This window comes from Bacillus sp. FSL R5-0397 (genome assembly GCF_038593395.1).
In the GTDB taxonomy this organism is placed as follows: Bacteria; Bacillota; Bacilli; order Bacillales; family Bacillaceae; genus Bacillus; species Bacillus altitudinis.
The window spans coordinates 813,223-834,347 of sequence record NZ_CP151992.1 but is presented as its reverse complement, the minus strand read 5'-3'; the positions used below and the strand labels follow the sequence as shown (position 1 = coordinate 834,347).

Annotated in this window: 20 protein-coding genes; 4 read left to right on the top strand and 16 right to left on the bottom strand. The window is 37.7% G+C overall.

Annotated elements, in window-relative coordinates; translation table 11 throughout:
• The first annotated feature begins 579 nt into the window (after window positions 1–579).
• A complete protein-coding gene (locus NSQ70_RS04055) occupies window positions 580–2,088 on the top strand; it encodes a helix-turn-helix domain-containing protein (protein WP_342502475.1) in 1,509 nt (502 codons plus the stop codon).
• 56 nt (window positions 2,089–2,144) lie between these two features.
• On the opposite strand, the gene NSQ70_RS04050 is transcribed toward NSQ70_RS04055, so the two are convergent.
• The 15 genes from NSQ70_RS04050 to NSQ70_RS03980 form a co-directional block, all read right to left on the bottom strand.
• On the bottom strand, window positions 2,145–2,426 hold the full coding sequence (locus tag NSQ70_RS04050) for a hypothetical protein (protein WP_008341718.1): 282 nt from the start codon (window positions 2,424–2,426) through the stop codon (window positions 2,145–2,147).
• 369 nt (window positions 2,427–2,795) lie between these two features.
• Entirely contained in the window at window positions 2,796–4,070 is a 1,275-nt protein-coding gene (locus tag NSQ70_RS04045) for a hypothetical protein (protein WP_342502474.1), read from the bottom strand.
• Between the two features lie 31 nt (window positions 4,071–4,101).
• Window positions 4,102–4,671: a hypothetical protein gene (locus NSQ70_RS04040; protein WP_342502473.1), complete on the bottom strand. Its 570-nt coding sequence runs from the start codon at window positions 4,669–4,671 to the stop codon at window positions 4,102–4,104.
• A gap of 239 nt (window positions 4,672–4,910) precedes the next feature.
• Entirely contained in the window at window positions 4,911–5,741 is an 831-nt protein-coding gene (locus tag NSQ70_RS04035) for a DNA alkylation repair protein (protein WP_342502472.1), read from the bottom strand.
• 190 nt (window positions 5,742–5,931) lie between these two features.
• Window positions 5,932–7,119: an MFS transporter gene (locus NSQ70_RS04030; RefSeq protein WP_342502471.1), complete on the bottom strand. Its 1,188-nt coding sequence runs from the start codon at window positions 7,117–7,119 to the stop codon at window positions 5,932–5,934.
• 26 nt (window positions 7,120–7,145) lie between these two features.
• Complete coding sequence (locus NSQ70_RS04025) at window positions 7,146–7,973, bottom strand: MerR family transcriptional regulator (protein ID WP_039168000.1); 828 nt, start codon at window positions 7,971–7,973, stop codon at window positions 7,146–7,148.
• A 134-nt stretch (window positions 7,974–8,107) separates the two neighbouring features.
• Entirely contained in the window at window positions 8,108–8,626 is a 519-nt protein-coding gene (locus tag NSQ70_RS04020) for a hypothetical protein (protein ID WP_284724988.1), read from the bottom strand.
• Window positions 8,627–8,652: 26 nt separating this feature from the next.
• Window positions 8,653–9,063 carry a DUF6508 domain-containing protein gene (locus NSQ70_RS04015; RefSeq protein WP_342502470.1) on the bottom strand — a complete coding sequence of 137 codons (411 nt, stop codon included), beginning with the start codon at window positions 9,061–9,063 and terminating at the stop codon, window positions 8,653–8,655.
• 238 nt (window positions 9,064–9,301) lie between these two features.
• Entirely contained in the window at window positions 9,302–10,762 is a 1,461-nt protein-coding gene (locus NSQ70_RS04010) for an LlaJI family restriction endonuclease (protein ID WP_251185469.1), read from the bottom strand.
• Complete coding sequence (locus NSQ70_RS04005; RefSeq protein WP_251185468.1) at window positions 10,759–12,903, bottom strand: AAA family ATPase; 2,145 nt, start codon at window positions 12,901–12,903, stop codon at window positions 10,759–10,761. The genes NSQ70_RS04010 and NSQ70_RS04005 overlap by 4 nt, the downstream gene beginning before the upstream one ends.
• Window positions 12,890–13,978: a DNA cytosine methyltransferase gene (locus NSQ70_RS04000; RefSeq protein ID WP_251185467.1), complete on the bottom strand. Its 1,089-nt coding sequence runs from the start codon at window positions 13,976–13,978 to the stop codon at window positions 12,890–12,892. Before NSQ70_RS04000 ends, NSQ70_RS04005 begins: the two co-directional genes overlap by 14 nt.
• Complete coding sequence (locus NSQ70_RS03995) at window positions 13,968–14,699, bottom strand: site-specific DNA-methyltransferase (protein ID WP_251185466.1); 732 nt, start codon at window positions 14,697–14,699, stop codon at window positions 13,968–13,970. The genes NSQ70_RS04000 and NSQ70_RS03995 overlap by 11 nt, the downstream gene beginning before the upstream one ends.
• Window positions 14,700–14,719: 20 nt before the next feature.
• Entirely contained in the window at window positions 14,720–14,899 is a 180-nt protein-coding gene (locus NSQ70_RS03990; RefSeq protein ID WP_236810294.1) for a helix-turn-helix domain-containing protein, read from the bottom strand.
• 411 nt (window positions 14,900–15,310) lie between these two features.
• Window positions 15,311–16,708, bottom strand: coding sequence for a 23S rRNA (uracil(1939)-C(5))-methyltransferase RlmD (rlmD, locus tag NSQ70_RS03985; RefSeq protein ID WP_342502584.1), 1,398 nt, complete (start codon window positions 16,706–16,708; stop codon window positions 15,311–15,313).
• Window positions 16,709–16,804: 96 nt separating this feature from the next.
• Window positions 16,805–17,674: a DNA-3-methyladenine glycosylase gene (locus tag NSQ70_RS03980; RefSeq protein ID WP_342502469.1), complete on the bottom strand. Its 870-nt coding sequence runs from the start codon at window positions 17,672–17,674 to the stop codon at window positions 16,805–16,807.
• A 433-nt stretch (window positions 17,675–18,107) separates the two neighbouring features.
• Here NSQ70_RS03980 and NSQ70_RS03975 point away from each other — a divergent pair, with 433 nt between their 5' ends.
• The 3 genes from NSQ70_RS03975 to NSQ70_RS03965 all read left to right on the top strand — a co-directional run bounded on the left by NSQ70_RS03975 (window position 18,108) and on the right by NSQ70_RS03965 (window position 20,233).
• Window positions 18,108–18,614, top strand: coding sequence for a hypothetical protein (locus NSQ70_RS03975; RefSeq protein ID WP_024720250.1), 507 nt, complete (start codon window positions 18,108–18,110; stop codon window positions 18,612–18,614).
• Between the two features lie 131 nt (window positions 18,615–18,745).
• On the top strand, window positions 18,746–19,705 hold the full coding sequence (gene corA, locus NSQ70_RS03970) for a magnesium/cobalt transporter CorA (RefSeq protein WP_041506595.1): 960 nt from the start codon (window positions 18,746–18,748) through the stop codon (window positions 19,703–19,705).
• A gap of 33 nt (window positions 19,706–19,738) precedes the next feature.
• Complete coding sequence (locus NSQ70_RS03965; protein WP_342502468.1) at window positions 19,739–20,233, top strand: DUF2716 domain-containing protein; 495 nt, start codon at window positions 19,739–19,741, stop codon at window positions 20,231–20,233.
• A gap of 44 nt (window positions 20,234–20,277) precedes the next feature.
• Here NSQ70_RS03965 and pdaA read toward each other — a convergent pair whose 3' ends face one another.
• Complete coding sequence (gene pdaA / locus NSQ70_RS03960) at window positions 20,278–21,069, bottom strand: delta-lactam-biosynthetic de-N-acetylase (RefSeq protein ID WP_039168013.1); 792 nt, start codon at window positions 21,067–21,069, stop codon at window positions 20,278–20,280.
• Window positions 21,070–21,125: the final 56 nt, after the last annotated feature.

Here is a 21,125-nt window from a genome sequence, read left to right as displayed (position 1 = left end):
AGTTGATGAATCATGAGTTTGAAAGGTCATCATGAGTAGTAGATATAGTAGCTGGATAGGGGTCTATAGCAATGGGGAATAGTGAGAGGGAACATGAAAAGAAGACATGTGAATTTTTCTATTTATACTGGAACGAACAACAAATGATTAGTACATGCATATATAAGCATGTATTCACATATAGAACGTTCATATAAAACAAGCATGACTCATATGGTATGTATGGTGAGATAGTTCAGCATCATATAGATCGCATTCCTTCTACTCCCTTCCATATGGTAATCAAAAAGCCGATGCTTTTTATTCTTACATTTACCGTTTAAGCAGCAAAAAAATAAACAAAATGATCCATTTTTATAGGATTCATGGCATACTTATCACCTTTTAAAAGAAAAATATGGAGAATCAGCGAATAACATTTGTTTTCGTCTAATTTTTTTCTCTTTTATCGTCAAAAGTGAAGACAAAACGATTTAGGCAAAACATTACAATCATTTCATGCCTATTTTGAGCTCAAATGTTCTTCATCTGAACTTCATAATATATAGAGGCAAGTCAAAGGAAGGAGTTAGTTGTTTGATGGAGCTCATTGATAATAAATCAAAGAGATGGATAAACATTTTAAAATTGCTTGTATCCAAAAATAAGTGGTGGAGCCTTCAAGAGATATCGAATGAAAATATCGGCTCGGTTCGTGCGATTCAAAGCGATTTAGAACAAATGAAATCGTTCCAAACAGAAAATGGAGAGCCGTTAATCCACATAAAGCCAAGACAAGGCATTTCCATTTGTTATACCGAGACAATTCGAGTGGACTACTATATTAAAGAAATTTTAAAAGATACGATTGAAATCCGATTGATTGACGGCATTTTTTTCGAAGAAAACAGATCTTTCTATGAATGGATGGACACGCTGAATATCAGTAGATCCACACTGTATAACACGATTCATAAAATCAACTCGATCCTTACATCCTATGACATTGAGTTACGTCCAGATAGTATGCAGTTTCATGGGAATGAGAAGGAGATTCGTCAATTCTTTGTTGAATTTTTGTTTGAAGTGTATGGAAGCCGCCTTTGGCCATTTGATGATATTCAAAAACAAGACGCAGTTCATTTATTACAAGAACTATTTCAGGTGCTCGAAGTCAATGTACCAGATGTCGCGATAGATAAATACTGCCTGTGGCTCGGCGTTTCCATTCACCGAATGCGAAAAGGTTTTACAATCAGCCGTAAATATACATACTCAATGAATGAAGAAAAACAAACCTCTACGGCTAAAGGAATCTATGATCAAATTAGAAGATGGGAAGAGCACATCTGCCGAATGGCCAAAGACGTATTTGATGTGACGCTGGATCATCATGAATTTGTCTTTTTGCTATTGATCGAACCAGCTATTGGACACTTTAAATCAATTGAAACTGTCGAAGAAAAATTGACGTTCTTTCAGTCGCATACACCACGCCTCTATGATGCCATTCATTCATTTATCACCCAGTTGGAGTCGATTTTTCATCAAGAAATAGCAAATCGTAAGGTGATGACACTCGTTCTTCTCCAATATTATGTGTATTCCAATGAAATTACCGTGAGAGATGGATTCCTTTTCAAAAAGAAATCGAGCTATTTATCAGAGGTGAAAAAACAGTTTCCCTACTTCTATTCGAGGATTAGTCATATCATCCAAGAGTTAAAAACAGACGATATCCTCGCTTCTTTTGTGAAAAATGAACGGGAATTGATTCGTATCATTACATCTTCTTGGAGAGGGCTTGTTCATTTGGAGATGGAACGGAGAAACGTGCTGAACATTTTTGTTACTTCAACATTAGGTTATTATCATAGTTTGTTTATTGCTGATTTAATTAAATTAAGCGTGCCTCCTCTCATTCACATTTTTACAAGTCCAGAAAATACGTTAAATGATGTCACGATGGATCAACTTGGGGTTGATATGATTGTGACCGATACTGAGCTTCCTCTTCAATTCGGTCGATCTACGCTGCTGATCAGCTCTTTTCCAACAAAAAAAGAATTGGACAACTTACACCGAAGATTGGTTGATATGACAAACTAATGTTCATTATAAAAAAAAGCTGCTGAGACATTCTCAAGCAGCTTTTTGGTTCTGTATTAATGAAGCACGATTTGTTCATTCATCAAATCAATGGCGTAAAGCGATTGCTCATATTCATCTAATAGAAGGTATACTTTGAGCGGGGCAGTGGTTTGATCTGTTTGCTGTGTGAATAGGACACAAGTGAATTTTTCAATCCCATCTGGCAGCTTGCTTTTCAGAAAAGGATGAAGAATAGGAGAGATTCGAAGGGTATCAACATCTTTCAGCCAAAGCTCATCTTGTAACGCAGGATAATGGTCAACCAAAAACTGACGAAACACTTCCAATGTACTCAAGGTAGATATCCTCACTTTCTTCTAACTTGGCTTCAAACTCACCTAAAAACAAACGGAACCAACTCATCATATGATCTCGGTACACGTATTTTCGCATACGGCTTGAGACATGATCACTCACTTTTTAGACATGAACTGTAGATCGACTGTACTGTCACGAATGTTCAATATGTATAACGTTTCCTATGTCATCTCATTGACTCCACCACGAATTCAAACAATGGACCTATGATCATATTCTTACCTGTTTTCTTTCGTGATGAAACGACAACTTCCTGCTACAAAATTCCATTTTTCTGCAAAAAAGAGGGAGATGGGACAAAAAAAAGAACAGCACTGACTGTTCTTTCAATAGCGTAAAGTGCCAATTCAAATATCCTGTAAAGGAATGACTTCCCCGCTCACTGCATCCACTCCATCATGACAATCTAGTTTTCCACATAAGACATACTGCTTTTCTGTAAAATCATATACATAGATGGGGGTCAGCTCTAACCGATTTTTTAATTTTTCGAAGGCTTCTTGTTTTGTCATGGTGATTTTACCAGGGGGTTGGAGTTCATCCAACATGCCACACTCCTTAAACATTTCATTTCTATCTATGTAATTAACGGCTTCAAATGTAAGGGCATCAATGAATATCAAGATTTTATCTGTAAGCAAGCTTCTCTCTTGTCTATTTGCTTTTACTGTTGCATGAATGTAATGATCACGATGAAGAGAAATGCAAACCCATTTCCCGGTGTCGTTAGGATATTCCTGACTCAACAAATTTTGAACTGCTTTCAAACACTTATCTTTTTCTTCCTCTGTTATTGGCATTGTATCTGGTGAGGGTTCAATTGAAAAGGCTTGATCATCTGAGATGTCTTCTTGAATATTTAATTCCTTTCTTACAAAAGGTTCAGTTATTGGTTCATCCCATTTGATGATTTGGTTGATATTGAGACATTGATGTTCCTGTATCGTACCTTCAAACGGGAGGATTCCGGTTCCATCATTCTTTACATACACTTCTTCTAACGCATAAATTGGACGAATTTTATTCTGATCAAAGGAAGGCCATTCGATTCGTTGCACTTGCTGAAGGGCTAAGCTTTCAATCTTCTCAATGAGCAGCGTATATTTTTCAGCCCTGTGCTTTTTTATTGAGACAAATGGGCCGTGACGAACAAAGTAAATGAGTTGTCCATGTTCATCCCATTTCACATCAATCATGCCCGAAGGGGTCACTGGTACACCAGCAATTTTTTCTTCAAAAATAAGCTCCCCTTTTTCCTCCTTATGCAAGTGAAAGTGCTCTCCATATATCAACCCTGTTTCTTGTTCAATCCATTTGATGGCGTCATTCTGGGCGCTATCAAAGCATACACCCTCCTTTGCATATGTTTTACCCATGACAAAAACAGCACTCTCAACCTTTCCTGTATTCAAATTCACTTCTATCACGGCTGTGCCATCCGGGTTTAAATCTTCGTCCACAGGTTCCGTTTCATGTGGAGGAAACCATTCCATACACAATTTATAAATTGTTTCATTAAACATATTCACATTTCGGTAATACTCGTAGTTTTTTAAACGATAATCATCTAAGCCGAACTTCTTTCTTGTATCATCTATTAGATGCTGTAGAGTTTCATTCATTTGTTTCACCTCAATCTGTTAAGTGATTATCTTATGGAAGGACGAAAATAATGATAAAACCGAATAGGATGATGATGGTCAAGAAACCTAAAGCCATTGCCATCATATTTGACTCTTTTGTATAACCTTTTAATTCGTGTTTCTCAGTAGATCGATCAATTTTTCTAATTCGAAAAAGCATACTTACATTGATAAGAGCTAAAGAAATAACCAAGAAGAAAATGAGAAAAATAGGTTCTATGTCAAAGAATGGATTCGGTATATTTTGAATATTAAACGACTGAAAGAACATAAGTCCACTCAATATCAATTTCCAAATATTCTCCATCTTTTTTTCTTTGTACCACTCTTTACCCAGTTTCTCCTTTTCATAAATAGCTACCTGCTCGAAAAGAGGAATGAAAGACTTTGTTGTTCCTTTTTTGATAAAGCCTAATACACCTTGAAAAAGCATTAGAATGCCTAAACAAAAAAAGAAATGTGTAAATCGTATTTCAGAAATTTGAATAATCATAAAAAAGATCACCATCATGATGCCAAATATTAAATTAGACGCAGCTATTTGTTTTAGTCGCATCTTTTTTAATGCAGCTTGTTCCATACTATACTCCTCCCCGTTTAAATGGTTTGATAATCGCTCTATCTGTACTACGTTTTTATCGGAAAAATGTTTCAATATTTTTCCTTTCTATTGTGAATTTGGTTTTTCACACACGAAAAAAGTAAAGAGTAATTCCCTTTACTTTTTCGCTTGCCTCTATGGGTTTAATCCTATTCTCAAACCGCTGAATTGACTGCTTACTCATTTTCATGAACTGTCTAATCAGTTCATATTAGTGTTTAAAAATTACCCTTCACAATCGTTCTTTTGGCTTTCTTGACAATCCTCCTAGTTGCTTTTGTATCAGAATCTTTTAACCACTGTTCACACAGGTTTATGACCCAATTTGGTTGTGTTTTACTAGCGTCATTGAGCCAGTTTCCTACAGAATCTTGAACATATGTTGATGGATCAGATTTGAGCAAGTCTAGAATAGGCTGTGCCCTCATTGGCTCTTGTTTTAATGACTCCATATGCTTTGTCCAAACACCTCTTGGGCGAATAGCTTCTACTGAGAATCGGCGAATATTTTCATCTTTACTTTTAGCCCATGCTGTTAAATGTTCTATACTTTGATCGAGCTGATCCGTTAGGCTTTCTCTCACTGACATCCACGCAATTTCTCGAACTCCAAAATGATGATCAGCTGCAAATGGCTGAATGTACACCAATTTCTCTTCCAAAGTTGATAAACGGTGTTTGTTCATATAAGCAGCCCAACAACGGACGCTATCAGATACATGGTGAGTAAATGCCTGTAGCACTTCCGCTTGTTTTTCCCCATTCTCTTTCTGTAGCCATTCATCTAACAATTGACCGATGAGACGAATTGCCTTCATTCCAGACTCAGCCTTTTGTTGAGTGATCTTAGATGTTAAACCGTCTAAATGATGGTCTAAACCAACGGATGGCAAAACATGACGTAATAACGTCATATGATTGACAGCCAGCCATTCAGTTAAATTTACACTCTCTATTTTTCCCTGATTCAAAAGGAACAAGACGTCATGAGGGATATCAGTCCCCTTTCGAGCACCTTTTCGATTGATGATCTCTTCGCTTATTTGCATTTATTTTCTCTCCTCGTCTAGTGGTGCTTTTGTTTGATATTCATCGTTTTTAAAAGAAATATATGAATGCCTTCAATCTTTGGATATTGCCCCCTATTGTATCAAATAAACAACTTTACTGGTGCATTCTTCAAATTAAAAAGGAACTACCCGAAATAAGTAGTCCCTTCCATACAAAATTGAATTTAAGTTACCTTCCTTGTTCGATCACCTTCAAACTCTTCTGCTGAGAGATTCTGTCAAACGCCACCATCAAGATGGTCATGAGTAAAGCGAGAAGAACCGTTCCAGCACTGATCCAGCTCAGGTACAATATAGATGTCCTGCTCAATACAATCCCCCCTAAACCCGATCCTAAAGCAAATCCGAATTGAATAAATGATGTATTGACACTTAATGCGATATCAGGAGATTTCGGAACAAGGGTTACAAGATATAGCTGCTGCGCTGGTGATGTACTCCATGTAGCGATCATCCATATCATGATAACAGCCACCATGACCATGAGATTCCCTGTGACAAATGCTAGTAGCATGAGCATCATGATTTGCAAAGTGATGCCAGAAAAAATCGTGAAGATTGGTCCTTTTTTATCTGCTGCCATCCCTCCAAGGCTTGACCCCAAAAAGCTGCATATTCCCGCTAGTAATAAAATGCCACTGATTTCTGTGATGCTTAGGTTGGCTGATTTTTGCAGGAAGGGCGTTAAATAGGTAAATAACGTGGAATATCCCCCTACATAGAATAACGTGACTGCCACTGCAAGTAATATACGCTTGTCTTTTAAAATCGATAATTGCATACGAAGCGTCACCGGTTCTTGCTCTTTCATATAAGGGATCCGCCTATACACCACAATCAGCGGAATAAGCGTGATCACTCCAATGGCTGCGAATAATGCTTTCCATCCGATCATACTGCTTAGAAATGTCCCGATTGGAACGCCTAAAACCAAGGAGCTGCTTAATCCCATTAAAATGATGCCAATCGCTGTTCCTCTTTTTTCCCGTTCTACAAGACGAGTTGCAACCGCCATCGCCACTACAATCGCCGTTACCCCACTGATTCCTTGTAAAACTCTTGTGATCATGACCATTTCAAACGAATGGCTGATACTTGTGATGAAGTTACTTAAAATAAAAATGATCAGCGTCCATGTTAATATTTTTCTGCGGTCCATATTGATGGTTAGTGCGATGACAATCGGTGCACCGATTGCGGCCGAAAGTGCTAAAGATGTGACTAATAAGCCAGCAGTAGACGTTGTGACATGTAAATCATGTGCGACCATTTGAATAATGCCAGTAATGATGTATTCGATCGTTCCGATTAAAAAAGCTGCTAAAGCAAGTAAATAGACAACGGTTTTATTCTTCATCGTGACGTTTCTCCTTTGGGCCATGTTTACGATTTGATTTCATTTTTAATAGGAATTTGAATTTCAATGAGTCTGCCTTCTTCATTTTCTGACAATGGGTAATAGATTTCTCGGCCCGGCTGATCATCTTTCACGCGGTATCCGTTATGTTCGATCCATGTCGCCAGGTCAACACAAGCAGTTTGGGCGGATGGAGAATGTGAATGAAATAAGAGTGTTGCCATGGTGTCTTCTGCAGGTAACGTGCGAATTGTCATTCCCTGAGGAAGAGAGCACCTTAACGATTTGACGGAATACCCCACCTCAAATTCGAACTCACTTTCTTTCTCCAGTGATTCTCTCCATAGCACTACTTGTGGTCCCGAGATCAATTCTTGTTGATGTTTATGTAATAAATGATGAAACATTTGAAAGAATGAAGGGATTTCTTCAACAGTTCCGTTGGATTGAATAGACATGATGCGTTTGCTTTCAACAGATTTGATGATGACCTCCTGTTCTTTTTCAACACACCCCTCTCGTTTGATGAGATGCATCCGCTCCTTAATACGGGCTAATTTCTGTTGTTCTCTCTCGATCAATTGCTGAATCTCACTCTCTTTCAAGAGAAACATGCCCTGAATTTGCTCTACTGAGATATCTTCACGAAGAAGCTGCCCCATTTGCTTTAACGTAAAGCCTAATTCCTTATAGAGAAAAATTCGATTGACCTCAAGTAACTGCTCAGCTGAGTAATAACGGTATCCCGAATCTTGATCGATCTGCTGAGGCTTTAATAAATCAATTTGGTCATAATATCTTAAGGTTTTGACAGGCACTTTACTTAACATAGAAAAATCGCCGATCTTGAACATCCTGCATCTCCTCCGATTTGTTGATCTGATCACAGTATAAACCTTTCAGTTAAGGGGAAGGTCAACAAGAAGTTGATTAAATTTTTCAAAAGCACGAAAAAACCTAGATTTCTCTAAAATCTAGGTTTTGCTCATTATCCTACTATTTTTTCTAACAATCCCATCTCTTCAACAATCTTTATATCATCCATAAATCGTTGCAAACTTACTTTATGTTCTTTCTTTTGTAAATCTGTTGAATAACCTAAGCATAGATTAAAAATACAATCTAACCTTTGTCCGACTCCACTATAAAAATAATTCGTCAATATTCCATTATTTTCACTTGCAAGAACCACAACTGTAGCGATCTCTAATACATATTCTATATCTTCTATAGAAATCGTTCGATCCTTTTTCTTAGCAGTCATGAATTCATGACTATGAATAGAACGAAGCCTACCTTCAAGTAAATTGAGTATAGACCTTTTATAGATGACATACACACTGTGAATATGATGTTTATCAGGACAATAGGGATCTTGTAAAATGAATTTTATACGTTCATCTTCTTTTTCCATTTTTATTGCATCAAGATCATATAATAAAATATGATCAATTTCTTCTATTTTCATAGGAGGAAACATGTGGGCTACATCTGTTTTGTTTTTCATTTGATCACCCCGAAAACTAGTCTCTCTTACTCCAAACGTTCCAATCTTTCAAGCCACTTGACAATAGTTCCGTTTGTAAAGACATCGAGTATGACCCCCTCGCAAAATCGTTCAGCTCTCAGAACCCCCATGATGAGAGCCAGTACACACTGCGCATTTACATTTGAGATGTCAACATTCTCCATATCGTTCGTTCCACCCTCAATGCCATTTTCTTTGAGGATCTCACTGTAGCGGGTAAGCTCCATTTCTTGATGTTGTTCTGCAAAGGTATAGACATCCTCGATAAAACGACGGACCGTTTCGGAATAATTCACAAAGGGCATCTGAATCGGGTGTTCCGCTGTTCCATCATTTTCTTTATCTATTACCCATTCACCAAGCCGCTCTCTTCGAAGCAACGGTATATATTTTGTTAGAAGGTCGAATTCATTCATCCTAATCCTCTCCATTTCTCAATAAGACCTATAGTAAAAACCCACAACTCTATAGTAAAGTCATGGGCTATTTTTTATCTAACTAAATCTATTTCGAATCATAAAAAGGCCTTTATTTACCTAGTCTTACCATCGATACAACTTCTCTAAATTTATGACAGCAAACATTTTATTATAGAATCTTTCTTCCATATTTTCTTTAAATGAACGATTTCCTGCCATACTCCCCACATATCCTTTATAAATGAAGTAAACCTATGCTCATTTTTTCATTTGCTAAATAGTACGAGTATATCAATTCTGCGGGCAACTGTCTTATTTGTATATTCTGTAACCCGAGAGCATCTAACATTTCTATATTGACGTATCCCTTATTAATAATGCTATGTTGTTCAGTTGGAAACAGAAAGCAATTTTTAACATCTTGAATTCCATGATCATTAACAAATTTTTTAAATGCCAACTGATATAGGTACTGCTTTGTAATATCGCCAATTCCGGGTTGTCCCCGTAGTTCTTTGCCATGCGCAAGTTGAATATTATAATACTTAGCATCAAATATAATGAACTGATGTGAGTTATTCTTCTTATGGATTGACACAAGGTCTGGAACGAGGGTTTCCCTAGCAGCCTTTTGAAACTCAGAACCATCATGCTTATAACCATTCCACTTTGGCTTTTCTATTAGTGAAATGAGCAGATCATAAGGATTGTATCCGTCAGTTAAAGTGATAGACAGTGAACCGAGTGGAGTTTGTAATTGATTGTCTAGTACTTCTGCACATACTTTTTCCCATACTAGATTAAAACTGTTTGTACCAAACATAGTGAAACAATCAATTTCTGCAAGAGCACTACTATGTGCAACATAGGCATATAATGTCTTTAGTAATATCTGCTTTCTTGTATTAAACTGCAAATTCAATTCATTTTGTATGCGGTAAAGTATATAGTCTGTTTCTCCAAAGTCACTTAGTTCTTCATCAGACACTTCAATCGGTAATATATCAAACAAATCCAACAAATCTGCATCTTGTAGTTCTCTAGAGCAAATACTTACAATAGATCCATGAAGTCTTTTAAAGTAATCAAAATCATCATTAATACGTTTTTGTGTAAACAGTTCTGTGTAATATGGTCGATTATTACTGAGGTAAGTAAAGGTCTCATTTATCGTCTTGTCCCACAGTATTTCACCAGAACCATTAGTTTCAATTATATTTTTTGTATTCTTATATGCACCATTTTCGTAGTAGTCATTTAGCAAGAAAATCATAACAGCAAGCAAGTTGAAAGCACTGCTCTCACTGTTATCATTATACATACGAATAATTTGCTCCTTGGCATTATACTTTTCAAGAACTTTTATTATTTTTTTTAACTCTGGTAAAGGCTCGTTATTAGTTAAGATATATTTAGGATAGCATTTTAATACAATACCCCAAACAGTTATTACTCCAACGAAAGTAAACACATAAAGATATTCCCTTTCACCAATCTCTACATCTACAACTTCAATATCTTCGTCCAAAAGATCTGACATATTTTTTTGATTATCCGTTGCTTTTACAGCCTTTAGAACACCAAACTCTTTCAAACGCTTAATAATACCTACGGTTTTTTCTTCCGAGCATTGAAAGATGCCCTGTAATTCAGTTTGATTGTATCTTTTCTGTTCTCGGACAAACTTCGATATCATTCTGCGCCGTCCTCTGTAATTATAGGAGTAGTAGCAGGGAATTTATTACTAATATTTTTGGCAAAGATAAATACACCCTTATCCTCAAATTCTTTGCAAATCGAAGAGTATTTTGTCTTGTCATTGCATCCATCAAAAAGAGTCTGGCGTTTCTGTTTTGCTGCGTCATCAAATAAATACATAATAACTTTGCTCTTAAATGCGGCGATAAACTTTGTTGGATTAATAGGCTCAGTTTCAGGAACGATTTTTTTTGACAGAAAATAAGGGCCAATCAACTTATCCTCATTCACTTTATATGAAAGAAGTTCAGTATTTATTGCCTTACGCAATTCATTCCACTCAACGATTCTCTTATTTGCACCTTTACCCAGTTCAACAGTTTTACCTACAATTTTTTCTTCACTATCATCAATACCTAAATAAGTGAAGTCCCACCTACGTTTGAATGCAGTATCCATCGGGAATACGCCTTGGTCAGCACTATTCATAGTTGCCCATATAAACATATTATCTGGGATTTTGATTTCAGAATACTCTTTTGGCTTACCACCTAATTCTTTAGCAAGATATTTTTTAACATCCTCAGATGTTTGAATAGCATATTCACTAACATTATCATCATCACGGTCTAACAACTGAAATATATCACCAAATACAGCTGCAACATTCGCTCTGTTAATTTCTTCAACAATTAATAAATATGGCTTAGGATTATCTGACTGAGCATTTTTAAGTGCTTTAACATACGTCCTCATAAATGGGCCAGGAACGTATTCATATGTAATTTCGCTAGCAGGGTTTTTATTTGAAATCAGATTTACATATTGCCTAATCGCATGACCATGATTTCGTTCAACGCTATTATTACCACTAGTATCAGAGCCATCTTTAAATTTGTTACATAGCAAATCATATTTTTCTTGAGCCGTTTTATCATCCAATAGAACAGTTAAAATAGCCCTCTCATCTTCGCTTCCGATAAGATTTTTTACTGAATCCACCATCGTAGGCTTGTAAGTTCCCACAAAGTTAGCATAAGAATAGTCAGGATGGAAAGTCACACGCTCGTACTTGCCACCATTTTTAAGTAAAGAATCCTTATCTCGATTTAAAGTATAACTTTTACCTGTTCCTGGAGCACCAAAGATAATTCTATTATGGTGGAAATCATTATTTTGATATCCCGTTCTAAATTTTAATAATTCAGCACTAGAAGAATCAGCAAGATAGTCATCATTGGATTCATGTGTCTCATCTGCCCCACTCTGCACTTCTTCATACTCGTCAATTCCTACAATTTTTGTAGTACTTAGAGACAAGAATGTAGAAACACGTTTTTGATAATCAGCAAGGTTTAGATCTGGATCGTTTGTAGAAGTAACTGTTCCACGCGAATAGTTCAAATATGGATTAGTTCCATCATTTAGTGAGGTTTTTAGAACTCGTAATGAACCCTTGGCTTCTTTATCACCATTAATGTCTACAGTTGCGGTGGTAGTTAAGAGTTTACGATAGATGCTATCTTGATTAAAAATTACACCTTGACCCCTATCATCCAGTTTAAATACTGCTGTTTCTGACAAAGCAGTTAACACAGATTTAAGTAATTTGTCTTCACGTTCACTTGTGGCAACATTCAATCCCAACCAATTAAGCAAAACTTCCTTATATTTCTCCTCTGCCACAACCATAGCGACATCAATAATATCCATATTCGTAGTAAAATGTATCTCTTTTGGATATCTCACACCGCCTGTTCTCTCAGAACTAACAGGCTTAGTATTATCCTGAAAAACAATTTTCCCCAATTTCCAATACAGTTCAAACGCTACAATAAGAGCTTCCATTTGTGATTTTAATAATTGATTGTTACCCACCGTTCTGCGGAATAGTTCATCTGAAATGCCATGACCACTATACACTGGTGAAGCGTATGCAACAAGCTGATTCATGAGTTCATCCGAGATACGGATTGAATCACCATCTTGAACCGAATACTTTACTTCTGCCGGACGTCCTTCACTTTTCCAAATCAAAATAAAAAGGGCAAGTGTCGCTTTAACGTTGGGCAAAGATGACTTAATGCCAAGTTTTAAATCTATATCTTCATAAATCTCCATGTTTTCAGGCCTTTGCATATGTTGTATCCTCCTTATAGACTTCTATATCCTTCATAATTTCCTGAGCAATGGCTTTAGCTAATAAAGGTGGAACAGCATTTCCTACCTGTTTCATTTGAGATCCTTTAGTGCCAACAAAATGAAAAGAGTCTGGGAAAGACTGTATGCGTGCCGCTTCACGAACAGTAATTGCACGATTCAAAAAAGGATGTGTAAACTTTCCTGATGATGGTGTATCAAATCGCGTCGTAATAGTAACAGATATTTCATCTTTTCTCATACGGGTCCATGTACCACTATAAATAGATTTTGTTAAGTGCTCTTCTGGAAGAACTTCCTTTCCACTATTTGGTGGAATTAATGACAACCTTTCTAAAGCTAAAGCAGAATGATTAGTTGCGACATGATTATATAAAATAGTCGATTCTTTTCTCAAAGTTTCTTGGTAAGAACTTTGTGGTGGGTTCCTATATTCTTGTTTTTCAGATCCCTCACCAGAAATCAAGTAGGATAAATCACTTATCGCATCCCAGATTGTTACTTTACCTTCTTGTGGTGTTGGAAGTGGAGGAGCAACATCTCCTTGCTTACCAATAATTATCGCACGTCTTCTATTTTGTGGCACTCCATAATCTGATGCATTTAACACTCCCATGTTTAATTCGTACCCCATATCATTAAAGAGTTTCTCTAGTTCATTCTTAAAATACCCGCGTTCTGCGGTAAGTAAATTAGGGACATTTTCCATTACAAAATACTTTGGACGTACTTTCTCAACAACTCTCACAAAAGATTTAAAAAGGAAATTACGTTCATCATGAATTGTTTTTCTCTGACCCTTCTGCGAAAACCCTTGACATGGTGGCCCTCCAATAATGACATCTATTTCCTCAAAATACCTTGAAAATGTTTTTTCAAAATCTAAAGTTGTTATATCAGCCACTAACATATCCGTATTAGGATGGTTTATTTTATAGGCATCTGCTATTGAGAAATCATACTCATTTGCAAATACTACATCAAACCCTATTTGTTCAAATCCCAAAGACATTCCTCCAACACCAGCAAATAAATCGATTACTTTAGGCTTCATTTGGCACCTCCTCGATACGCTTAGATGCAGCATTAAAATAATTTTTATCTAACTCAATTCCAATAAAATTTCTATTATGTCTTTTCGCTGCTACTCCCGTTGTTCCGCTACCCATAAATGGATCCAAAACAGTATCACCCTCAATAGATAAAATTTCCACAAAATGTTCCATTAATTGTTCTGGCTTTTGAGTAGGGTGCTTACCATACTTTTTCTCCCCATTTGGTGTAATCGATGTTTCTATAAAATCATGTATTAAGCGACCTTCATTATTAAATGTACCTGTACGTGTCTTATAAGTGAAGTATAACCATGCTTCAGTTGAATTGACAAAATGGAGGTTCATATTTCGTGGCATTGGATTTAACTTATGCCAAACTCCAGTAGTCTTATAATAAAAACCACTTTTTTCTGCAAGCCTGATCAACGTTTCAACTTTAATAATTGCCATGAAAACAATCATTGAACCACCTTTTTTTAACACCCTAGAAGACTCCTTAAAAAGGTCGTCCATTGATTTTTGCCAATCACCAAAATTAAGGTCATCCCAACCAGCTGCTCCAAAAAAATTTTCTCTCATTTTCACAAGATTAGTATCTCTATTTTTCATAAAATTTCCTAAATTATATGGGGGATCGGTTATTATCAAATCAACAGTTGCATCTTCTAATTGATTCATCGTTTCGATACAATCACCGTTGTATAAGCGTATTTCTGCCATAAAACTCTTCCTTCCAAAACTTATTCTATCGCGCTTTTTCCACTCTTGACCCATTCATCAACTTCTGAAAGTTTAAACTTCCACTGTCGTCCAATTTTACGAGCAGGGATATCTGTTTTTTTTATCCAATTTCGGATTGTATCTTTTGTAACCCCTAAATACTCTGAAATTTCCTCAAGGTTTGACCATTTTTCATTCATCTCATTCACCTCGGACATCAAACTGGTGATAATAATTATTAACAAGCAATTATAACATAAAAAAACAATTAATATAAATATTTTAATATAAAATCACACTATTTAATTGAAATAGATGGTAATAGATAAGAATAATCGATGATAGATATTGTTTATATTAAATAATAATTATTTCAATTCCATTTTGAACCCCATTATGGTTAGACTTTTGTTATTTTTTACATCCGTCCTATCTCAACACCTCACAAAATTATCCCTTCAATCCTATCAACCCTTCCCCCATTTCTTCAGTCGATATGTTTCTCCAATAAATAAAAACAAGGATTTCCGTGACTAGGAGCACCCACCCCGCAACCGACAGAATGTTTCCCAATCTCGAAAATCCTTTATTTATAAGTGTTTTGTATAGTTCTATTTCTCTACCCTTGACATCAAGGACACACACTCCACATGCGCCGTATGCGGAAACATATCCACTGGTTGCATGTATTCGATCTTGTAGTCTTTTGACATGTATTCGAGGTCTTTTGCTAGTGTAGATGGGTTGCAAGAGACGTAGACAAAGCGTTTTGGTTTGACTTGTTTGACGGTGTCTAGGAAAGTGCGTTCGCAGCCTGTTCTTGGCGGATCGACGACGATAACATCGGGACGGAAGCCTTCTTTGACCCATTTTGGCAGCCAGTGTTCGGCTGTGCCTGTCACATAAGTTGCGTTTTTCATGCCGTGTTTTTTGGCATTTTTCTTCGCGTCATCAATTGATTCTTTGATGACATCCATACCTCTTACTTCTTTTGCTCCATCTGAGAGCCACATTCCAATGGTTCCAACGCCGCAATACGCATCGACTACCTTTTCTTTGCCAGTCAGTTTGGCCGCTTTTTTCGCTTCGTCGTAAAGCTTTAATGTCTGCTTCGGATTCAATTGGAAGAAAGCCCGTGCACTCAATTCAAAGGAGACGTCTCCTAAAAATTCTTGGATGACCATGTTGCCAGCTAGGAGCGATGTTTTATGTCCAAAGATGACTGACGTTTTTTCGCCATTGATATTGTGCATAATAGACGTCACTTCTGGCAGACGTTTTTGAATGGCTTCGGCGATTTCTTTTTTCTTTGGAAACTCAGGCTTTGATGTGACAAGGACGACTTGTACTTCACCTGTTTCAAAGCCGACACGCACAACAATCGAGCGCACGTCGCCTTTTCTTGTCCGCTCGTTGTAGACAGATACGCCGAATTTCTCTAAAATTTTGCGGACGACGCCTGTTGTTTTATTCGTTTTCGGATGCTGGACGATACATTCCTTGATCGGGACAAGTTTATGGGAATTCAGCCCATAAAGCCCTGCGATGATGTCGCCGCTATGTGATCTTCCGACTTGGAACTGACTTTTATTCCGGTAGTGCCATGGATCTTCCATACCGATTGTTGGTCTAATGTCGATCTTTTCAACCGACAGCTTTGTATGACGCTCCATTGATTGAATGACAATATCGCGTTTTTCCTTTAACTGCTGCTCGTATGCCAAATGCTGAAGCTGACAGCCTCCGCACTCTTCGTATACTGGGCACGGCGGTTTCACTCGATGTTCTGAGCGCTTGCGGACTTTCCTCACCGTACCTTCTGCATATTTCGCTTGAACATTCGTTGCTTCAACTACTACTTCCTCACCTGGAAGTGCACCTGGGACAAAGACCACTTGCTTTTTAAAATAACCGACCCCTTCCCCATTAATGCCAAGGCGTTTAATGGTAAGCGGGAACTGCTGCCCCTTTTGCAGAAGGGCTCCTTGCTGTTTTTCTTTCACGTTTATTCTCTCCGTTCTATTTAAACCTTTATCGGTTGTCCTCATTTTATTCCATCTGAATAGTATATCACGACTTGGACGAAGAGAGAAAATGCCTTTCAATTATTTATCTGTCTCTATACTTCTCCATAAATAAAGGGAGGCGTAGCTTAAATAAGGTGCCCACTCCTTGCTTAAAACTGCCATCTCTTCTTTTGTTGGCTTTTCTGGCAGGTCAAAGTGACGTTTGATCGCATTTTGAATCCCGATATCTGCCATTGGAAAGAGATTTGGTCTTCCAAGTCCATTCATGAGGACATTTTGAACCGTCCAAGGTCCAATCCCTCTAATCGGAAGCAGACGTTCTTCAATTTCAATATCCGTTAAGTCGTGTAATTCTTCTAAATTCAGAGAGCCACTCACTATTCGCTTTGAGACATCAATCACATATTCCGCTTTTCGCTGACTGAATTGCAGTTTTCTCAAATCGTCGGTTTCAAGTGATGCAATGGTATCCGGTAAAGGGTCAAACCAGACGCCGTCGATTTGCTCACCATACGTATGAACAAACCGTTTCGTCAGCTCATAAGCAAATGCAAGATTTAGCTGCTGATGAATGATGCATTTCATCAAGCAATGATATAGATGGAAATCCAGCATAAGCGGCGTTCCGATATGACGTTCAAAAATGGGCGCAAGATTTGTTTGAGCAAAATGGTTATGCACGGCGTGTAATTGATGCTCCATGCCAAATATCCGCTTCACCTCAGAAAGGATCGCTTCCTCCGGCCCGTTAGCCTGTATCCGGAACGAAGGCGCTTCTTTTGTTCCTGTCGCTTGAACGACTGCAACGTACGGTTTATGATTCAGCCTCATCGGTACTTTGATTTCTCTTTTATCCAGATCGACCGCCTTTAATGGATCGCTCGACAAACGTCTCAGCACTTGATCGAAGTGATAGGGCGGTTCAACCAATAGGTGTTTTTCCCACATGTTTTTCCTCTTCCTTTCTGCCAACACACGCAGATGTGATTGTTTCACTTTGCATGAATGATTCTCTATATTGAATACTTTTAAATATAAAGAGTACAAGAATTTATCAGTTATATCTTCCTTATTTATGGTCATTCTCCTTTTGGATAGATGAAAATTTTTAGTCGAATTCAGCTAAAATTCGACAGCAATCTTCAACATTTTAGGATCATTTTCCTTAAATTAGAAATAGAACCTATGGGTGATATCTTCTATTTCAAAAATATTTGTATAATTATGACATATCAAGGAGGTGAACAAAGGAATTAGCGGATTAGGCAATCATTTGTTTCATCTTGCAGGAACATATTTACCTCATTGATAACCGGCTTCACCTAGTTTCACGTTTTACTAAAAGAAGACCCAAAATTTAAAAACAAAGGAGATCCGACCAATGAAAAAAACAATTCTTTCTGTTGCCCTTGCCACTGCTGTTTCTTCGACACTACCAGTATTCGCTGACGCTGCTGAGCAAAAAACTGCTCCAGTTTCAACAACTATTCAGCAAACTGTGTTAAACAAAGCTGCTGAAGGTAAAGCTTCAACAAATGCGACAAATGTTAACATTAACTTTGACGTACTTGGAATTGCCAATGCATTAATTAATGCTGCAAATGCTAACACGAACCGTGAAGGCTTTGTCAAAGGATTAATGGAGTCTGCTTTCTATGCTGCTGGCGCAAAATACAATGTCATGGTCTTTAACTTAAGCCAAGGCTATGAGACTCGTTTCAACGGTGTTAAAACGTTTGCTACTGTTAAATACGGAAGCATTACGTACGGAGTTTGGGTATTTGAAAATGGATCTTTCACAAACAAAGGTGATGGCGGTTATATCAACTGGGCATTTAGAGGTTGGTTCGACCGTAACGGTGGTTTCGTCAACTTCCGTCGTCCTTAATTCTCGCTTTATCCATCAATCATACACGCACATTGGACCGATCTCAGCGATGAGATCGGCTTTTTTATGGTGAAAACGTATAAGTTCACCGCCGGTGCTTCATGATATAATGCAAGTCTGGAGGGGTGCATATGCTGAAAAAACTTGCAGTGACAAAAAACGGCGACTTGATTGAACATGCAACATTGCAGCAGCTTTCAAGCCCCGATATTGCCTGGTATTGGATTGATTTTTATGCGCCAACGGAAAAGGAAGCAGCACTGTTAAAGGAATTTTTTCAGTTCCATCCGCTTGCGATTGAAGACTGCTTCCATTATTTACAGCGGCCGAAGCTTGATTTTTATGAAGGGTATTTATTTTTCGTCCTTCATGCCCTCAATCAAAAAACACTTCGATCTGAAGAAGTCGACCTGTTTGTTGGAGAAAACTATATCGTTACTTTTCATTTGAAGGAAGCACCCTACATTGATCGAGTCATTCGAAAGCTCAAAGGGTCTGATAAAGCACGAAAGAGCGGTCCAGAGCATATGGCTTATATGCTGATTGACCAGCTCGTCGATGATTATTTTCCTATTATTTATCAAATTGAGGACAGGCTCAATGAAATCGAGGATGAAGAAGGGCATAAAACGTATGGTACATTAATGAACGAAGTATTCGGTATTCGATCCGATTTGCTCAAACTACGCAGAACCATTATCCCGATGAGGGACCTCTTATATCGAATTGTGAACACGAATATGATGAAAAGCGATGCAAACCGGCAAGCATATTTTAATGATATTTATGATCATCTATTGAAACTAACAGAAATCGTTGAGTCAAACCGTGATATGACAGCCGATTTACGAGACAGCTATCAAACACTAAATTCCAATCGAATGAATGCCATCATGATGACACTGACCATTGTCTCGACGATTTTTATTCCACTGACCTTTATTGTTGGGGTGTATGGTATGAACTTTGATAACATGCCTGAATTACACTGGAAATATGGCTATTTTGGCGTACTGATTTTCATGGGTTTGCTTGTCTCAGGGATGCTTTTGTGGTTTAAACATAAAGGATGGTTTAGGATTTTTAAATAGTTTTTTGAGAGAAGTGCTTGAAAGGGAGATACTATGGAAAACTGGATTCCACTGACAGACAAAGAACTAAAGTACGCATGGAAAACATTTGATCAAAAGTTTAAATTTAACCCAAGCATCTCTCGCTTTCCCGGTTTTCAAGCACCATCTCCTTACATCACATATGATATCTCTGCTTATTTCGAGGACCCTTCTCTCCTAAGTGCGGATGAAGACCTTGAAAAGAAGGCACTGCTGTCTTTTCAGGAGAATATCACCGGAACGGACGAATATATGCAGGTACTTGATTGGCAGCACGAATGCTATTGGATCACACCATACGGCTCATTTGAAAAAGATGAATTTGGAGAATGGAGAGTTCCTGTGCTCCCAAATGGGGATTACTATTTCTTTTTATCAAAAGAGATGACCTGGGGTTTACTAGGACATCCTTGGGAGCAAAGCATCACGATTTTCGGTGAGGGCTTGATTGACTCCTTTACTCGTCATCGTCCCCTTTTGTTCCAGCGTAAAATAAGAGAAGGATAATTCAAAAAGCTTGCAGATGTCTAACAGATATCTGCAAGCTTTTTCTATAGCTGAGGGAGATGCCATACTTTTTCAAGCATGAGATCGTCTAAGCTTTTAAAGGTATATCCTTGTTTTTTTAAAGCAGTGATGGCATCATCAAGTGCCTCGGCATTGTCCCTTGAGACGGTATGAAGTAAGTAAATGGCACCCGGATGCGCCTGTTTCATCATTTGATTGTACGCATACTGTTTTCCTTTTTGATGGTGGATATGCCAATCTACAAACGCTACTGACCAGAAAACGGTTTGGTAGCCAAGCTGTTTCGTTTCCTTTAGTACCCTTTCACTGAACACCCCGCGCGGTGGACGAAGGTAGAGGTTATCTTGTTTTCCTGTGATTTTGTATACCGCTTCATTGACACGATCTAGCTCTTCTTTGATTTCTTTCGTACTCTTTGTTGTTAAATCTGGATGGTGATAGGAATGGTTGCCAATAATATGACCTTCCTCTGCCATACGTTTGACGAGCTTAGGCTGGTCCTTTACGAAGTGCCCAGTCACAAAAAAGGTGCCGGGTACTTGATGCTTTTTCAGCACGTCCAAGATTTTGGGTGTGTACCCATTTTCATAGCCATTGTCGAATGTAAAATAAATCTCTTTCTTTTTCGTATTTCCTAAATAGAAAGCATCATATTTCTTTAAGAGTGTCGTCAGTTCCTTGCCGGCATCTGCTGGCTTGTGCTCTTTGCTTTTAGCAAATCCCCAATGAATCGGCTGATTAGACACGGCTTCTAAGTTTGAAAAAGGCATCGATACAAAAAGCGCACATAGACAGATCAGTATGCATTTTTTCATTTACGTCACTTCCCGGTTTTTCTTCTATTGTGCAGAATATACCGGGTACTCATACA

Bases quoted from the DNA above. Each gene is read 5' to 3' on its own strand.
- NSQ70_RS04055 (WP_342502475.1), top strand. From the start codon at position 580: ATGGAGCTCATTGATAATAAATCAAAGAGATGGATAAACATTTTAAAA.
- NSQ70_RS04045 (WP_342502474.1), bottom strand. From the start codon at position 4,070: ATGAATGAAACTCTACAGCATCTAATAGATGATACAAGAAAGAAGTTC.
- NSQ70_RS04040 (WP_342502473.1), bottom strand. From the start codon at position 4,671: ATGGAACAAGCTGCATTAAAAAAGATGCGACTAAAACAAATAGCTGCG.
- NSQ70_RS04035 (WP_342502472.1), bottom strand. From the start codon at position 5,741: ATGCAAATAAGCGAAGAGATCATCAATCGAAAAGGTGCTCGAAAGGGG.
- NSQ70_RS04030 (WP_342502471.1), bottom strand. From the start codon at position 7,119: ATGAAGAATAAAACCGTTGTCTATTTACTTGCTTTAGCAGCTTTTTTA.
- NSQ70_RS04025 (WP_039168000.1), bottom strand. From the start codon at position 7,973: ATGTTCAAGATCGGCGATTTTTCTATGTTAAGTAAAGTGCCTGTCAAA.
- NSQ70_RS04020 (WP_284724988.1), bottom strand. From the start codon at position 8,626: ATGAAAAACAAAACAGATGTAGCCCACATGTTTCCTCCTATGAAAATA.
- NSQ70_RS04015 (WP_342502470.1), bottom strand. From the start codon at position 9,063: ATGAATGAATTCGACCTTCTAACAAAATATATACCGTTGCTTCGAAGA.
- NSQ70_RS04010 (WP_251185469.1), bottom strand. From the start codon at position 10,762: ATGATATCGAAGTTTGTCCGAGAACAGAAAAGATACAATCAAACTGAA.
- NSQ70_RS04005 (WP_251185468.1), bottom strand. From the start codon at position 12,903: ATGCAAAGGCCTGAAAACATGGAGATTTATGAAGATATAGATTTAAAA.
- NSQ70_RS04000 (WP_251185467.1), bottom strand. From the start codon at position 13,978: ATGAAGCCTAAAGTAATCGATTTATTTGCTGGTGTTGGAGGAATGTCT.
- NSQ70_RS03995 (WP_251185466.1), bottom strand. From the start codon at position 14,699: ATGGCAGAAATACGCTTATACAACGGTGATTGTATCGAAACGATGAAT.
- NSQ70_RS03990 (WP_236810294.1), bottom strand. From the start codon at position 14,899: ATGAATGAAAAATGGTCAAACCTTGAGGAAATTTCAGAGTATTTAGGG.
- NSQ70_RS03980 (WP_342502469.1), bottom strand. From the start codon at position 17,674: ATGTGGGAAAAACACCTATTGGTTGAACCGCCCTATCACTTCGATCAA.
- NSQ70_RS03975 (WP_024720250.1), top strand. From the start codon at position 18,108: ATGAAAAAAACAATTCTTTCTGTTGCCCTTGCCACTGCTGTTTCTTCG.
- corA (WP_041506595.1), top strand. From the start codon at position 18,746: ATGCTGAAAAAACTTGCAGTGACAAAAAACGGCGACTTGATTGAACAT.
- NSQ70_RS03965 (WP_342502468.1), top strand. From the start codon at position 19,739: ATGGAAAACTGGATTCCACTGACAGACAAAGAACTAAAGTACGCATGG.
- pdaA (WP_039168013.1), bottom strand. From the start codon at position 21,069: ATGAAAAAATGCATACTGATCTGTCTATGTGCGCTTTTTGTATCGATG.